Origin of the sequence: Hydrocarboniphaga daqingensis, from assembly GCF_900129825.1 — a bacterium.
Taxonomy (GTDB): domain Bacteria; phylum Pseudomonadota; class Gammaproteobacteria; order Nevskiales; family Nevskiaceae; genus Hydrocarboniphaga; species Hydrocarboniphaga daqingensis.
This window is the reverse complement of sequence record NZ_FQWZ01000006.1, coordinates 250,934-267,170: the sequence shown is the minus strand read 5'-3', so window position 1 is coordinate 267,170 and position 16,237 is coordinate 250,934. Positions and strand designations below refer to the sequence as shown.

At 56.5% G+C, this 16,237-nt stretch carries 8 protein-coding genes and 1 pseudogene; 5 read left to right on the top strand and 4 right to left on the bottom strand.

What is annotated here, in order from left to right; all coding sequences use genetic code 11:
• Window positions 1-107: 107 nt before the first annotated feature.
• Window positions 108-1,219, bottom strand: a pseudogene (locus BUB09_RS17730) (IS3 family transposase).
• Between the two features lie 46 nt (window positions 1,220-1,265).
• Here BUB09_RS17730 and BUB09_RS17680 point away from each other — a divergent pair.
• Window positions 1,266-1,439 (top strand): DUF4113 domain-containing protein, encoded by a 174-nt coding sequence (locus BUB09_RS17680; protein WP_084083426.1) that lies wholly within the window; start codon window positions 1,266-1,268, stop codon window positions 1,437-1,439.
• 24 nt (window positions 1,440-1,463) lie between these two features.
• Here BUB09_RS17680 and BUB09_RS13355 read toward each other — a convergent pair whose 3' ends face one another.
• From BUB09_RS13355 to BUB09_RS17025, 3 genes are read right to left on the bottom strand one after another with little or no spacing between them, the layout of a single operon-like run.
• On the bottom strand, window positions 1,464-3,134 hold the full coding sequence (locus tag BUB09_RS13355; RefSeq protein ID WP_072898222.1) for an NERD domain-containing protein: 1,671 nt from the start codon (window positions 3,132-3,134) through the stop codon (window positions 1,464-1,466).
• Between the two features lie 3 nt (window positions 3,135-3,137).
• The gene (locus tag BUB09_RS13350; RefSeq protein WP_139250284.1) at window positions 3,138-9,476 is read right to left on the bottom strand and encodes a DEAD/DEAH box helicase; all 6,339 of its coding nucleotides are present in this window, start codon (window positions 9,474-9,476) and stop codon (window positions 3,138-3,140) included.
• A gap of 52 nt (window positions 9,477-9,528) precedes the next feature.
• Entirely contained in the window at window positions 9,529-12,618 is a 3,090-nt protein-coding gene (locus BUB09_RS17025) for a hypothetical protein (RefSeq protein WP_139250283.1), read from the bottom strand.
• Window positions 12,619-12,818: 200 nt separating this feature from the next.
• On the opposite strand from BUB09_RS17025, the gene BUB09_RS13340 reads away from it, so the two are divergent.
• From BUB09_RS13340 to BUB09_RS13325, 4 genes are all read left to right on the top strand, one after another.
• Window positions 12,819-14,015: a DNA cytosine methyltransferase gene (locus tag BUB09_RS13340; RefSeq protein ID WP_072898219.1), complete on the top strand. Its 1,197-nt coding sequence runs from the start codon at window positions 12,819-12,821 to the stop codon at window positions 14,013-14,015.
• A 101-nt stretch (window positions 14,016-14,116) separates the two neighbouring features.
• Entirely contained in the window at window positions 14,117-14,689 is a 573-nt protein-coding gene (gene rsmD, locus BUB09_RS13335) for a 16S rRNA (guanine(966)-N(2))-methyltransferase RsmD (protein WP_072898218.1), read from the top strand.
• A 40-nt stretch (window positions 14,690-14,729) separates the two neighbouring features.
• Window positions 14,730-15,233, top strand: coding sequence for a pantetheine-phosphate adenylyltransferase (coaD, locus tag BUB09_RS13330; protein WP_072898217.1), 504 nt, complete (start codon window positions 14,730-14,732; stop codon window positions 15,231-15,233).
• Window positions 15,234-15,249: 16 nt separating this feature from the next.
• Window positions 15,250-16,233 (top strand): bile acid:sodium symporter family protein, encoded by a 984-nt coding sequence (locus BUB09_RS13325; protein WP_072898216.1) that lies wholly within the window; start codon window positions 15,250-15,252, stop codon window positions 16,231-16,233.
• Window positions 16,234-16,237: the final 4 nt, after the last annotated feature.

The following is a 16,237-nucleotide window of genomic DNA, read 5'->3' as shown; positions in this document are numbered from 1 at the left end:
CGCTCCAGCCGCGGACTTGCCTCCGCTTTGCTACGGCTAGTCCGCGGCTGATGTTGGGTGTTGGACCTTAAAAATAGGAGGGCGGCATGAGTGCGTAATCTTCCCCGTCAAGGCGACAGTTCGAAACTAGAGTTTCTGGCGGCTTGTGTGTACTCGATCGGCGCCATATCGCCGAGCGAGTCATGGGGTCTTTGTTCGTTGTATTCGGGCATCCACCAGTAGACAGCTTCGCGACATCGTCGAGGCGGACGAAGAGATGCTGGTCGAGTAGCTCGTTGCGCATCGTGCGCTTGAAGCGCTCGATATAGGCGTTCTGGTTGGGCTTGCCAGGCTGGATGTACTGGATCGCCATACTTGCCGCCGTGGCCCATTGGGTGAAGGCGTCGCCCAGAAACTCCGGGCCGTTGTCGGTTCGGAGCACCTGCGGCAGGCCGCGCTCCTTACGCAGCCGCTCGAAGACCCGGATCAATCGTTCCGAAGTGATCGCGGTATCGACCTCCACCTACAGCAGCTCGCGACTGAAATCGTCGACGACGTTGACGAGGCGGTAGCGGCGTCCACAGATCAGCGTGTCGCTCATGAAATCGGCCGACCAGACGCTGTCCGGCAGCCGCGGCACATACAGAGGCACCCGCTCGCGCTGGGGCAGGCGGCGCTTCGCTACCCGGCGTAGGTTGAGCTTCTTCAGCTCGTACACCCGATAAATCCGTTTGTGATTCCACGGCCGGCCCTGGCGGCGCAGCTGCTTGCGACGCATTCAGAAGCCACGGCTCGGCCGGTCCTGGATAAGGGCCGCCAAGGCCGCGACCACTTCTGCGTCGCGTACCGTCCAGTGATCGGGCTCGCGGTAGCACGCCGATCGCGACAGCACGACGCAGCTGCAGGCGCGAGCAATGGGCACTTCGTGCGTGTCCACCAGATAGCCGGCCGCCGCTCGCTTGGCCTCCGGCCCTACAGTTTTTTTTGCGATCAGATCCTTCATCGCGTGATTCTCGAGCGTCAGGTCCGCGTACATGCGCTTGAGCTTCGGCAGCTCAGCCTCGAGTTCCTTGGTCCGCTTCAGACCCGACGCCTGCATGCCGCCATACTTCGATTTCCAGCTGTAGTAAGTCGGCTCACTGATGCCGGCCTTCCGACAGATGTCCTTCACAGCCATGTCCGCGTCCGCCTGCTTCAAGATCGTGCCGATCTGGGTTTCGGTAAATCGTGACTTCTTCATTCCTGCCTCCGGGCTTTACGATGCCAGGAAGCTCTGGTTTTGAAATGTGTCCGGGACGGGGAAGATTACGGAGATCGAATTTTCTACTAACTGCCGGCCCAGAAAAAAATTGGGGGTGGGTCACGCCGGCGCCGGCATTCAGAAACAATGGAACCTGAAAGCGGGGATGCCATCGCCGCCGTACACCACAGATTGGACCCGGCTTTTCGTGGTGTCGTGATCTGCGGCAATCAATAGTTCCAATCTACCGGTCATTAGTCTTCTGGCACTGCTTGCCCTCGAACCAATCGCGAGCTTCCGCCGATCTACAGATCAAAGCGAGCCGTGCAGTGGGCCTCGTACAGGCGACGTACAGGTCCTCGACCGTGAAAGAAACAGTTGACTCAGGAACGTCTACGTCTACGACAACAACCGCTGATGCTTCTATGCCCTTAAATGCCTTGATTGTCGAAAAGACAACCACGTCCGGTTTGCCAAGATCACTGATGTCCTGCGACAGCTGAAGTCCATGCGCGCGCTGTACGCCTGCAAGAATTGAGTTGTCGAGCCGAAACGGCGACAGAATTGCTACCGATCCAAGAGCTCTCCACTCACTGCACAATTTCCAGGCGGCGTTAATCTGGGCAAGCGGATTTCCTGGACAGTCGATCAGCGGCATCACTCCTCGGGATATCTCTGGAACTGACTCAATCTTGTGTCCACAGTAGTTGTTTGTCGCAGCGTTGACTCGTTCTGTGTTTCTGCAGTTATGATGGAGTCGAAATACCACCTCCGCAGTTAGATATCTGCTGGTGCCAGCTTGGTAAACATTCTGCTTTTCGTCTGCGAACAGAAGCCACTGGCCTCTGGAAGATTTGAGCATCTCTCTCACAGCCAGCTCTGAGGCCTCGCCGAGATCCTGTCCTTCGTCCACGATCACGGCGTCGTACTTATCCCTCTCGTCAAGATTGCTGGCCGCATCGAAAGCCGCGTTAGGAAGAACAACGTCGAAGAACTCATTCATCGCCCCCGACAGGCTAGGCACACGCAATCCGGTCATCGACAGAAACATCTTGTGCATGCTGTGAATATGATCCGCCAAATCTACATTCGTGCACCTAAGCCACTCAGCGAGATTCTTGTTGAAGCAAACGTAAATCGCATTTCGCCCGTCGGTGACCAACGCTCTTAGCCTCCACATGGCAATGAGTGTCTTGCCGGAACCAGCCGGCCCCGTAACTGCAACACTTGGGAAGTCGAAGACACCCTTCAACGCAGAGAACTGCTGCCTAGTGAGCTTGTTCACCTCAGCCACATCAGCCTGAGCATCGTCTGAAGTATCAACAACTGAGACTCGGAATGACTTGTTCACAAAGCCATTGGCAGTATCAGTTACCACTGCTCCAGCGAACTGCAGACCAAGGGCTTCGGCACCACGAGCGCTTAGAGACGCTCTTATTCGAGCGGGCAGATCCTCCATGTCTCGCTTTGACAGTAGCGTCGATATGTCGTAGGTGGTGGGGCGGCCTACGATTTCGCCATTCGGGTAGGCAACTAGGAAGGAGAATCGACCCGGGAAGTTACGACGCCCCAGAAATCCTTCGGCGATCGCCGCCAACGAATGCATGTTGGATGTAGCCTGCTCAAAAGGTGTTGGGGATACATCAATCCATACATCTCCACCTTGATGTCGTTGCCAGCTCCCATCTTCTCGGATCCGGATTGCACTCGAACCTTTAACCTCAAGCACGCACATCCCGGACCCAGGCACGAGAACAACAAAATCGGCCTGGCCATCACGAATGTAGCCTTCGCTTCTTACGGCCCAGGAAACACCGGCGAGAACTATCCAGTCGGCTGGCAGCTGACGCCGCAGCTTCTGAAGAACTCGCGCTTCCCAAACGTTATGCGGAATGCCGCCGAGAACTTGCGGCATGAGCTATTGCCCCTCTCGAATCGCATAAAGCTTGTATGCACCCCATTGCTCGCTTGGTATCCAGGTCCCACCGACGGCCTTAACACGCTTCTCGCCCGCGAGCTCCCTGACAACAAGTTCGACAATGGTCCCGTCTGGATGCGATGCAAGCCATTCGCCTGTGGAGCTCCCCGCCAATTGCGACCCTCCCTCCATGCGCCTCCAGACCTTTCCTCCAGACGCCATCTGCGTCCCTGGCAACGCGGCCAGTATCGATTCGATATCTAGATGACTGTCAGCAGCCGTCTCTTTGTCGGCTTCGGCTGCACCTGCTGGGCGCTCAATTCGACCAGTGGAAGCGTCAAGCAGAGGGAATAGGTGGAGGTTTCCTCGGACCCAGGACATGCGGCGCAGCAGATTGAACGAATCAACAAGAACGATCTCTCTGGCCTCATTCTTTCGACCCCACGCCAATATGCGACGCACTTGGTCGGAGGTTGCGCTGGACGCCGACCATAGCGGATGGACCACTGCGATAAGTTGACCGCCGCTAGTTTTCCATCCGGATATCCATCCATCGGCAGGCAGCAATGTGCAGCTCGAATCGAAGGCACGCGCATAGCGCTCCGCGGCCATCCTGGCACTGACCTCCCAAGACTCCATGCCCTCACTGATGAACTGCGCACCGCTAATTTCTTTAGTAAGGCCAGGGACGAAGGACTCGTCGAGCATTACAGCCAGAAGGTCGATCCCGAGTTGCCAGTCGAGAAGTCCGTGGAGCTGGCGGTTTCGGAACCCCTGCAGAAGTAGCGCCGGGGTACTCCACGGCTCAGCAATCGCACGCCGCGCTTGCTCACGGAGACGGCGTCCCATCCCCCCGTAGTTTCCGCGCCCAGTTACGCAACCATTAAGCAATTCGATCCAGTTCGCTGCCACCCATTTAACAAGGCCAGATCCGTTGGGATGCGAGTCGGCCAAGTACATCTCACCACTTTGGTCGTCTCCACTGTCCATTCCAAGCACGCCGTGAACGGATGCAATCTCGATGTCCATTGAATCGACATCCAGCTCCAACGCTACGGCACGCTGAAGGATCGTCGCCGCCGAGTACCATGCGGCACGCCGGGCATCTAATGGCTGAAGAGCGTCTGAAAACGACAACCCCTTGCGTCCAAGAAGCAGAATTGCCATCACGTCCGTAGTCTTTGGAGCAACGATTGCAACGCGCCAGTCACGATCGGTGGGCGCGTCTTCCTGATTGCAGCGGAGCTGCCCTCTCAGAAACTGATTGGGCTGGATGTCCGATTCAAAGGTGGAGACGGATGTTTTCGCCTTGAGGGCGAATAGCTCACCCGCCCTGCTGTTGGATCGAAAGACCAATCCTTGGCTTGCAAGAGCGATATCCGCGCCGCCCGCCCTTCTGTAATTCGCGGCAACAATGAGAGGCGCTCCTACCATCGCACTGACACTACGCCCTCGCTTGTCTCCGGCAGCCGTAGCCGACTGATCCACCCTGAGATCGGTGATGAATGTTCTGGGGGAAATGGCGAGAGACACTTTTGCTTTTGTCGCTCTGCATCCTGGGCAACAAACATTGACTGCGGGGGCGTGAGCAATTTCCGGGCGCCACCATTGCTCATGTTGTCCCGGCTTAGCCTCAAAAGTCTCTGGCGTAAGTGCGATGACTCGGAGTTGCCTACAATTCGGGCAAGCGAGTTGCCCGAATGCTGCTGAAACTGGGGACAGGCTCGATGTCCACTCCCTGGCGATTTTGTCGTACGAGATTTCACCAGCAATCCCTATCGGAGTGAGCTTCCTCTTGTCCCATGTTCTTTCTGCTCCGGGCACAAATTCGGAGACTGCTTGGTCGAATGGGCGGTCTAGCGTCTTCGCAATCGGGGGGGCTTTTCCCGAGCTCGGAGGGAGTGAAAAGACTAGGCTCCTCACACTTGTGGGCATCCCATACATAGGCAGAAGGCCACCCTCCGCCAATTGATGTGCAACGCCTTCGGCCGTTGACCGCCCAGACTGAAGGCACTCACGCATTCGCATCGGAATAAGCTCAGCGGAGCGATGCAAGCAAGCGATGTCGATGAAGGTTCCACGAGCAACTACATCGCAGATACGCTTTACCGTCGACTGATTGGCCCGCATCCATTCTTCGATGGATTCAGGCGATTGAGATCCAAACCTTGCAAGCCCAAATTCCCCGTGACTATCCGGCGGGCTTCCTGAATCTGACCAAGTCAGACCACCAGCCCGAAACGCCTGGCGGAGGACTTCCTTCGCAACCAGTCTTTCGGCAAGAATTCTCTGGTCGTCCCCCGTGGAGACACTCGGTTGCGGGGGGACGCCGCCTGTCATTTCAGACGGGAACTCGAAATGGATCCGATCGTGCGTCTGTCCTTTGCAATAGGTTAGAACGGCGGAGAATGGCTGGCCCTTTCGACCCGCGCGACCGGCCCGCTGCTGGTAGTTGAATCGCTCCGGCGGCATGTTCGCCTGCAAAACGGCCTGGAGCGATCCGATATCCACTCCGACTTCCATAGTAGTCGTAACTGAAAGCAGGTCAATTTCGTCAACGTTGCGGACGAAGCTACGGCGAACCGGATCGTCCACCACCTCTCCTGCGAAAAAGATTCCGCGGAAGTGCCGTTGTCGCTGCGCTTGATTAGCGGTCTGCCCAGTGAGTTCTTCTGCATGAATCCGAAATGCAGATCCCTGCTTTCTCGCTTCGCTTGCATTGTAGTGATTGGCCTCGATTTCACTGGCCTTCTGGCTCCCGTTTCTCTCGACGGGCAGCTCGTCACAGCAGCGGGAGCAAATGCCCGCCGATTTGTGCCAGTGTATCTGGTTACATCGATTGCAAATCCAAGGCCTATCTTCGCGCCTGGCAACCGATACGAACAGGAAGCCAAGCGACACAATTCCCCATCCACCACCCGCGGCCTTATGTCCGGCACTTTTGAGAGAGGTTGCTACTTGCGAGCGAACAAGTTCAAGCGCAAGGTTTTGCTTTTTGGCAACGGCGGAGAGATATCGAAACACTCGACGCTTAGCGCTTCCCTCCCTATTAGCTCCGCGGGGTTGGTCATCAGTCCATTCTTGGCTTGTTGAGGATTGGTACTGAGACGGCGAGACGCGATTCGACTCCGCCAGAATGCGCAGAACTGTTTCCGCGGCCTCGGACATCGCCTTGTTGGCATTTGCTCGAAAAACATTATCAGGCAATGCCAGATGTCCGACGCCTTGCGCCTCTAGGTCATAAAGCAATCTTCCGCTAAGTGCTCGCCATGACTTTGTGCGGAGGCGATTGCCAATGACTTCGACACGTTCTGCGACGGCGGAGTCAGATAGTTCGGGTAGCAGATTTCCTGAGGCATCGCTCTTGAATTGCGTGGTCCAGTCAACTCGTTTAGCGACTGCCTTATCTCCAATCGTTGCGCCAGAGGGATTCGTACCCAGCCGGACAAACGCTTTCCATACCGGGGTCAGCGATGTGCCAGCTATAGGATCTGGATTGGCAAGCAATGAATGAATCGCGACTAGATCTCTTCCGTTTCCATCGAGGCGCTCAGCGATTGCCTGCCACTCAGGTGTTGCCTTGTTACCGTTGACAGCGTTGAGAACTGCCCCGAACGCAGCCATTAGCGCTTGTCTATCTTCGCTATTAAGTACCCCATTCCCTCTCTTGAGTACCTCGTTCGCTCCCAACAAGTCACCTGATTCAATCGCTGTTCGAATCTGCCGATACCAGTCGTCCAGTCTCCCTGAGGTGGACTCGTGGATGCCGCTGAGAATCGAAACTCGAAGAAGATGATTCCACTGCTCCTCCTCAACTCCGACCGACAAATTGGCTGCAGACTCACGACTGTCAGAAAACGCCACAAGCTTTCGAGCTTGACCTGCTGGAAGCGCGGCTAGCAGATGCTTCGCCAGCAGGTGCGATGTTCTTGCCAGACCGGTTACGAACGAGCGAATTGGTGCAGTCCTGCCACCTCGATGCTCTGAATAGTCGATATGGCACGACGGGCAAACTTGAGGCATGGCTGGAATCGTCAATCCAGGTGGATCTGGATCGATGTATAGCCACCGACAAGCGACTGATCCCAACGGAGGCGTCTTGCTCGAGACCGTAACAATGCCGACTACCGGATCAATCCATGCTGGCTTCCAGCAGGCATCGCGCAAATCTTTAGGAGCGCGCTTGTCATCTCGCTCGATCGTACCTTGTCGCCATTTCAAAGCATCTTCGTCTGCAGCAGAAGGGTGCCAGTCGCTTGAATGAATCCAAATCACTCCAAGATCGCGATAGGGCTGAGCATCAGTCCGAGTCTCGGGAATAGTTTCCGGAAGCCCTTGAAGCTGCGAAGACAAAGGAGTCAGCTCATACCGTTCTTCAGTCTTCTGTAGTCCAGGCAGCCCCACGGGGCCGTCAGCGGGCTCAGAAGCCACCGCGATCTTGCTACCGCAAAGCAATTGCGTACCGCAGCACTCACAGTAGAGAACCTCAAGTGCACGATTACCTCCGATGAGCATTGTTGGAGGTGGTTCTGGCACCAAAGGACCGCATCGCCGCTTGGGGTCGTCGTCGGAAAGTGCTGCTGTCGCCCAGATGCCATCTACGTTCTTAGCCATCCAGTGGAATCGAATTCTTGGGACTCGATCCCTAAGTGCCGATGGGCCTACGGCGATCACGTGAAAGAAGCCACGAACTGCAAGCAGCGCTTTTTGCCGATCTAGTGACGGAAATAGTTCGTCTGCGGCCTCGCCGAGAGGTCGAGCACGTACACGATCCACGATGAACGCCGAGACAACGATATTTCCTATGTTCGGTATGGATGCAAGAAGCTCGCCGGCCATGCGAAGTTCATCCGCTTTAGGCGCCGTACCGTCACGTAGCATCTCACCTATAGCACTTAGCCAAGAAGCAGCTTCAACCGGGAGGCCGACAGCGAACCGCGCTGCACCCTCAAACTGCAGTCTGCCCTGCTCAAGATGGAATTTCTGCTTAGCCTCCTCAGACGAGAGTCCGAACATTCCACCTAGAAAGTCGAACGTTTTGGAGTCTTCGGGATCCAGGGATGCGCTCGAGGCAAGGATCCGAAGCTGAGGGCTGTCGGGCGTCAGGCCGAGACGATCAACGAGCAGCCTAAGCAAGTAAGCGACCTCTGTACCTGCTGAGCCTCGGTAAAGGTGAAGCTCATCAACGACCAACTGAAAGATGTGATTGGTCCGATCTGCCTCTAGCCACCTTTTTGTCGCATCGAAAATGTCTGCATCAGCTCGGTCGTCTGGAATATTCGGGTGACGATGTCGCATCAACATGATCGACAACATACTGACGTTCGTGATCAGGAAATCCGGCGGGGAGGCCTGCATTTCCCATCGATGAAAAACCTCAGACGAGTCAACCGAGATGCGGGGCATGAAGCGAGACTGTTCCACCAAGTCTGCTAGATTCCTTTCTAGTGCTTCGCTTCGCGCGAGATTTCCATCCTTGACCGCATCGTCTCGGTCAGTCCGTATCCGAGTGATTTCATTCACGATCTGCGTGTACTCTTTTCGAGCCCGCTCCAGCGCTTCCCTCAAAGCCTCACGTTTGTCGCTGTTCGGAACGAGTTCGGACGTGCCATCTTTCCGCTGTTTGAACTTAAATGGGTGGCCCGACACTTCGGTTGAACCGTTGTAGCGGCCGAAGCGAATACGGTTGCCTCGCAGGTGTAAATCCATCTGCGCTCTTACTTCATCTGAATCCAGCGCTCCACGAAGTCGCGATACCTGATCTTCAACCAGCGCATTCATTGGGTAGAGCACTAAAGCTCGGACCGCTGGCGCTCTAGACTCTCCCCTGAGTGTTGGTTTCGTCTGGTCCCATGTTGGGAGATGCGATGACGGAGATCCGTGCGCTGGAGTGCTCGCAACCGGGCTCCAGTTCTTGCGAAACGACTCCCTTACGATCTGCGCGATCGCTGGAAGAAGGAACGACTCGGTCTTTCCGGAGCCTGTACCGGTCACTACGACGCAGTGTTTTCCCTCGAGGGCTTCTTTGAGCATCGCATGCTGATGCGTATAGAGCGGAAATCCTCCCGCGAGCAGTCCTGCATTCATAATTGCCGCGAAAGCTGCGAGTTCGTCTGCAGTCATCGTCGGCACATCATCGACGCTTAGTTCAAGAACGCTCTTCGCTGCACGATATGTCGGTATCGGCTCTACATAGGGCTCCTGAAAAAGCACGCCCGGAATGCTTAGCAGCCTCTCTCGATCCGCTTCAAAACTCGCAGAGTCGGTACGAAATGCGGACTGGATGTATCGCGTCAAGCCCGACTTGATGCTCTCAAATGAACCAACTGGATCTTCCACTCGGTGGGCGTCCTAAATGTTGTCGTCTGGGGTAATGAGCGAAATTGAGTTGCTAGGCACCCGACACCCACTTCTCGGCAAGGCGGCTCGCGAGCAATTCGACATCATCAATCACGTCGAGCCTTCCCCCGATCTTTTGTGCGACTTCTAGTGCGACCGACATCGGAACTGCGCGGAACTGATTCCAACGACCAGATATGAGTTCGTCATACGCAACGCTCACCGTGAGCCTTTCGGAGCTAACGCCCTTAAGCTCCACTTTAATTCTACCGTCGGCCGGCGCGGAAAGCTTCTCTCCGTGCAAGTGTAGTGGCGGCACGCCAGCGCAAGTAATCAGAACCCGCTCAAGCACCCAAGGAAGTCGCAACAACTCGGGCAGAAATAACGAGCGGTCTGAGCGGCGATAGGTTATCGGCCAGGGGATGCCATCGTCGCAAATCGTTCGCTCTTTCAGAAAGCGTCCGAACTCGAGCGTCGCGATCCAAACTCCCCACCGATGATCCCGAACAAAGCAGTACCTCGTAGTTCGGTCTTCGGCCATGTATGCCAGCACGTATAAGGAGTGACTTTTTGTTTGCCAGTCTTCGCAGCAAAGAAGCTGGGCGTTGATGCCCCTTGCTAGGTAATGCCCATGCGAGGCAACCGGCACGAAGGTGCCCTTAGCCGTGTTGAGCTTGTGCACAATCGAGGCGGATCCAAATAGCGATTCAGTGCCACGACTCCGTACTTCTCCGAAGATCTCCGTGACGTCAGGACTCCAGATCAACAACTCTGCACAGCTTTCAGTCGGATGCAGTGTCAATCCGCATTGGGAAAGACACTTTGCTACCGCGCTGTCGTCGTCCGGAAGCACCAGCAATCGAAGTTCAGGCAACTCATTGTCATCGCTTGGATGCAGAATCACCTCCCAAGGACTTGAGCTTCGCAGCAGCAGCCGCCAATGCTCCAGCCTCAAAGTTCCGGACAGTCCCATCAGCAGATAAAGGTCTGTCTTTATCGGAACTCGGTAGGCCGTTGCTTTAACTGAGTGCACACGGACGAAGTGGCCCTTGTGATTCGTTTCGACTTCCAAGTGCCCTCGAGCCCTCAGATCCTCGATCACTAGCGATGGACGTCTCCAGCGCCCTCGAGCTAGTAGCCGCTGCAATTGATCGCGTGCAGCTGGGTATGGCATCGAGCTGACTTGCGCAAGCGTGTCAAGAAACTGTGCAATTGGGCTTGACGTTATTGAGCTCAAATCGCTTGTGGATACCTCACGACCTAGGTCGTCCTGATTTCTGGTGAGGTAGTCGGCGTATCCATAGAACGGTCCTTTAGACGCTCTTTCTGGTGCTTTGACACCAGAAAGTCCCATGGACTCATCGCAGGGGGAGCCGTAATGATCAACTCGAACATGCCTTGTTATCTGACTACTTCCATAGACCGTTTCGGCTGAAAGTCTCAGAGTGCATGATCCGAGGACTCGTCCATCCTTGCTTTTCGCATGGATGCTGAAAGCGAGCTTTGCTGAGTCCTGCAGAAGTATTCGATATCTCTTAACCGCGCCGACGGTCGGCAACGTCCTTTGAGAGTCTCCTACGCCCGTCGCGCGCAACTCTTGTAACTCGAGCCCCTCAGCGCTCACGCTCGCCTCTGGCGGCGCATCTAGCTCCACATCTGGAAGGTCGTATGCCGGGTACTTTCTCACCCCGCCTTGGTGGAAGGAGCGCCCTCCGGTCAGGCGAACAGAGCGAGGCGCGTGATGGTGCTCGTCAGAGAACGGAAATGCTGCTCTGTCTGCGTCGCTCAATGCCTGGCATTTCTCAATGCAATGCAATGACCAACCTTGTGGGAGCCCCACAGGCGAGACTTGAAAATGCGTGCATAGGGATCGATCAAGAAATCTCTGCACAGGTGTGACGGCACTGTTGCTACACAAAATATAGGCAGGGCCATATAACGGAAGGGGCGCCTCCCATAGCTCAATGCGGTCTTCTTGAACGTTTTCGCCTGGAACGAACACCCGAAGTTGAGAAGTCTCCAGATGCGCTGCTTGCAGTTTTAACTCTTGGCATCCGTCGCCAAGACGCAGTGAAGCTAAGAAGCCAGTTTCGCTGCTTGATTGATCAACACTGCTCGTGAGGGCTTTAACGGCCTGCTCATGGCAGTTGTGTCGATCACTCGGGAGTCCGGTCGTCCAGTTAGAGCTAGTCCGATTGAAAAGCCAGATCGCTCCACCAAGACTTAGGACTAGCTGCCCCTCGACTTCAGATGGTGGGCACCGTAGACCCACTTGCCACACAATATCGCCTTGACCCTCAGGAAGTAAGCAAATCTGGATTGCCAATTCATCGGCATTGTGATGGTCATCTTCGCGACTTTGACTCGAGTGCAACGCAGAAGTCGTGCGCAGTTTCGAAGGAACAGTCCCGTCCCAGTCATCCACCAGATCCTGGATTCGAGCGCTAAGTGGTTCGTCGTATTTTCCGAACGAGTGAGTCGCAGCGTCACGCAACGACTTTGTCAGGAAGTAACTTCTCCCAATCTCTGATTTCAATGCTTGAAATTGCTGCGCTGAGAGTTTGGCTGCCGGCACCAGATTTGCCTTCGCGAACGCTCTTGGCAGCTGCGCCGCGTCACGGTTTCCGACCAAGCACTGTGCCTTGAGTACCCCGACGTAGCGGTGCCCGCCCAATCGAGTCATTGTGAATCTGCCATACGCTCCCGCAGTTTCTTCGGTCCAGCGTTGAAGGTCACTAAGTGCGCTAAGCACTTCGCTAAGTTGAGTGCTGTACCAACCTGCTTCCAAGCCCAACTGTGCACGGACTGGCTCGTAGAACCCTTCTTCGTCACCTGCCGCCGCTGTTCGAATCAGAGCAGCCACAATCGGCAGATAGGTCGGAGGGCGTGAGCCGATGTAGTTCGCGTTTAGCTTCGATGGGCAAACGTAATCGCGTGGGCGGCTCTGCACGAGAGTGCGATGTCGAATCAGTTCCCGAACCGTCGTAGACAGCCAGCTACGGTCACCGGAGGGAAGATTCGTCGCCGTCCATTCAGGGCCACCACGGACAGCCTTTATCAACCCAGCGTCACCGCCCAGATCCGCACCAACCGAATCAAGTTCTAAGGCGTCAATCGTCAGCCAAACTTCTTCTTCCCTCATGGACCCATCGAAATAGGTCTCGAGAAGCCTCTGATTCCATTGTGTGAACAGTGTTCCAGACACAGCTTTCCACCCCATTGGATTCCGCCGACTCTCCCAAGTCGTCGGCTGGTTTGCAGTCATGGTAGCGTTGTAAAAAAGACTCGTCGCGCTGCCTTGTGCACCTGGACATACAGCACGTCACGCTACAAACTAAGAGAATGAAGACTTTTATTGATTTGTTTGCAGGGTGCGGCGGCCTGTCTCTCGGCTTGCAAAAGTCGAATTGGCAACTCCAATTCGCGATTGAAGCTCACCCTGATGCCTTTTCGACCTACAAAACAAATATAATTGACAGAAAGCCGGAAAATGTTTGCTGGCCCAATTGGCTGCCACAACAGTCGCATAATATAAACAGCTTGCTCGCTGATTACAGAAATCCGCTAATTATGTTAAGCGGAAAAGTCGACTTGGTTGTCGGAGGGCCTCCTTGCCAAGGATTTTCCACTAACGGAAGTAGGCGGCCAGATGACCCTCGAAACCAAATGGTTGCAAGTTATATCGAGCTTATTTCTATTGTTCAACCTCGGCTTTTAATGATGGAAAATGTTCGTGGAATAACTTCCATGCGTCACCGCAATGGTGGGACATACGCCGATTTTATTGCTTCGTCTTTAACGCAATTAGGTTACAGAGTTTGGTCGAAATTGGTTACTGCATCCGACTGGGGGGTGCCCCAACGTAGACCAAGATTTATCGTAATTGCGATCAAGGATGCTGATAACGAAGCGCCTAATCCTTTTGATATTCTTTCCAAGCGGAGAACTCAGTTTCTATTAGATAGAGGGCTTCCGACCGATCGACCAGTGACTGCTGAAGAAGCGTTATCTGATTTGATTGTCTCCAATAACGCTTTGCAGGCGGATGCTGAATATGGTCACCTTGGATTTCAATCGATAATTTATAAACGCCCCGCCTCTGCATCTTCTTATTGTAGATGGGTTAATGAAGGATGCGATGGCCAGCCTTCAGACATGCGTTTGCCTCGGCATACGCCAAAAGTCAAAAAGAGATTTAAAAAAATACTCGCCACTTATCCGAAAGGCAGGGTGTTATCGGAGGAAAATCGGGAAAAGCTGGGTCTAAAGAAAAGAACAACTACTCCAATGTCGGGTGTGCTGCCTTCTCCAACGATTACGACGCTGCCAGATGACATAATTCATTTCTCAGAGCCGAGAATACTGACGGTTCGAGAGCACGCCAGATTGCAGTCTTTCCCAGACTGGTTTGCATTCAAGGGCCCGTACACAAGCGGAGGTGGGCAACGAAAAAAGTCCTGCCCTCGATACACTCAGGTCGGAAATGCCGTACCTCCCTTGCTCTCGGAAGCAATCGGGGAAGTCTTGCACTTAATGTGAATTAACTGGCAGTTGCAACAGGAATACTCCTGCACTTTGCAACGATTCCACCACATTTCAAATACTATCCGCACCCAACCCCTGCAGCCTGAACCTGCTCAATGAAACGACCCCTCGGCCGCCTGCGCATCATCGGCGGGCAATGGCGCAGTCGCGTTGTCGACTTTGATGCCGACGACGGCGTGCGGCCGACGCCGGATCGGGTGCGGCAGACGCTGTTCGACTGGCTGGCGCCGCAGATTCATGGGGCCAGCGTGCTCGACTTGTTTGCGGGTAGCGGGGCGCTGGGGCTGGAGGCGCTGTCGCGGGGGGCGGCGTCGGTGACGTTTATTGAATCCGGCGCCGCCCAAGTGCGTGGCATCCGTGCGGCGCTGATGCGTCTGGGTGCGGACGACAGCAATGCGCAGGTGCTGGCTCGTGACGCGCTGGCGTTTTTGGCGGCGGTGGATGCGCAGTACGACATCGTGCTGCTCGACCCGCCTTACGACAGCCCGCTGCTCGGGCGGGCGCTGGCGGCGCTGCCGCGTCTGCTCAAGCCGCACAGTCAGGTCTATCTGGAATGGCCGAAGACGCGGCCGTTGGTGCTGCCGCCCGGCTGGACGCTGCGCCGCGACAAGCAGGCCGGGCTGGTGCACTTTGGGCTCGCCACCTACGCCGAGGGCGCGGCGTCGTAAACTCCGGGTCCCGCATCGGCAGCACATCCACGGACCCGGCATGAGCGCAGCGCCCCAGATCATCGCGGCATACAGCGGCACCTTCGACCCGGTGACGCTGGGCCACAACGACATCATTCACCGCGCGGCACGGATGTTCCCGCGGCTGATCGTCGCGGTCGGCTCCAACGTCGCCAAAAACCCGCGCTTCTCGCTCGACGAGCGGGTCGACCTGATCCGTCAGGTCACGGCCGACCTCGACAACGTGGAGGTGATCGGCTTTTCGGGGCTGATCGTCGACTTTGCGCGCGACCATCAGGTCAACGTGCTGGTGCGCGGCGTGCGCACCGTGGTCGATGTCGATTACGAAAAGCAGATGGCGGTGATGAACCGCGACCTGTACCCGCAACTCGATACTGTGATGCTGGCGCCGTCGCCGGAGTTTGCGCACCTGTCGTCGAGCTTGGCGCGTGAGCTGGCCGGGCTCGGTGCGCCGGTCGAAAAGCTGGTGCCCAAGGCCGTGATCGGCCCGCTGCTGGCGCGCTTCGGCCGCCCTGCGGCGTGACCGAGCTGCCGCAGGCATGAAGCTGATGGATGGCTTTTTGGCGGCGATGATCGTCGCCGTCATCGTCGCCGCGCTGGTGCCGTCGCTCGGCGCCAGCGGCGGCTGGCTGCACTTGGACGTGGTCACGTCGCTCGGCGTCAGCCTGGTGTTTTTCTTTGCGGGTGCCGGGCTCAGCTTTGCCAACCTGAAGGCCGGCGTCACCAACTGGCGGCTGCATTTGCTGGTGCAGTTGTCGACGTTCGCATTATTTCCGGTGATCGGCGTCGGCCTGGTGCTGGCGGGTACGCCGTGGTTGCCGCGCGACCTGCTGGTCGGCTTCTTCTTCCTGTGCGCGCTGCCGTCGACGATCTCGACCAGCATCGCGATGACGCAGATGGCGCGCGGCAACGTGGCCGGGGCCATCTTCAACGCCACGCTGTCGAGCCTGCTCGGCATGGTCATCACGCCGCTGCTGGTCAACCTGTATCTGCAGGCCGGTGCGCCGTCGGATGCGGCGGGTGGCGGGTCGCTGCTGGCGCAATTCACCAAGATCGCGCAGCAGCTGTTTCTGCCGCTGGTGCTGGGGCAGATCGCGCGGCGCTGGATCGGCGGCTGGGTCACGCGCAACAAGCGCTGGGTCATGTATTCCGACCGCACGGTGATTCTGCTGATCGTGCTCAACGCGTTTTCGGACTCGACCGCCGCCGGTGTCTGGCAGCAGTTCGGCTGGATCACGTTGCTGCAGACGATGCTGCTGACGGCCGCGCTGCTGGCGCTGGCGCTGCTGCTGACGACGCTGGCTGCGCGCCGCGCTGGCTTCAGCGTCGAAGACGAGATCGCCGGCGTGTTCTGCGGGTCGAAGAAGAGCCTGGCGGTCGGCGTGCCGATGGCGCACCTGCTGCTCGGCAACGTGCCGCTGGGCATGATCGTGTTGCCGATCATGATCTACCACCAGCTGCAGCTGTTCGTCTGCACGCTGATGGCCCAGCGCTACGCGGCGCGCGACGTGGCCGCTGCCTGAGCCG

What these genes read in the sequence shown, in the direction of transcription:
- BUB09_RS13340 (WP_072898219.1), top strand. Translation starts at nt 12,819, where the DNA reads ATGAAGACTTTTATTGATTTGTTTGCAGGGTGCGGCGGCCTGTCTCTC.
- coaD (WP_072898217.1), top strand. Translation starts at nt 14,730, where the DNA reads ATGAGCGCAGCGCCCCAGATCATCGCGGCATACAGCGGCACCTTCGAC.
- BUB09_RS13325 (WP_072898216.1), top strand. Translation starts at nt 15,250, where the DNA reads ATGAAGCTGATGGATGGCTTTTTGGCGGCGATGATCGTCGCCGTCATC.
- rsmD (WP_072898218.1), top strand. Translation starts at nt 14,117, where the DNA reads ATGAAACGACCCCTCGGCCGCCTGCGCATCATCGGCGGGCAATGGCGC.
- BUB09_RS17025 (WP_139250283.1), bottom strand. Translation starts at nt 12,618, where the DNA reads ATGAGGGAAGAAGAAGTTTGGCTGACGATTGACGCCTTAGAACTTGAT.
- BUB09_RS13355 (WP_072898222.1), bottom strand. Translation starts at nt 3,134, where the DNA reads ATGCCGCAAGTTCTCGGCGGCATTCCGCATAACGTTTGGGAAGCGCGA.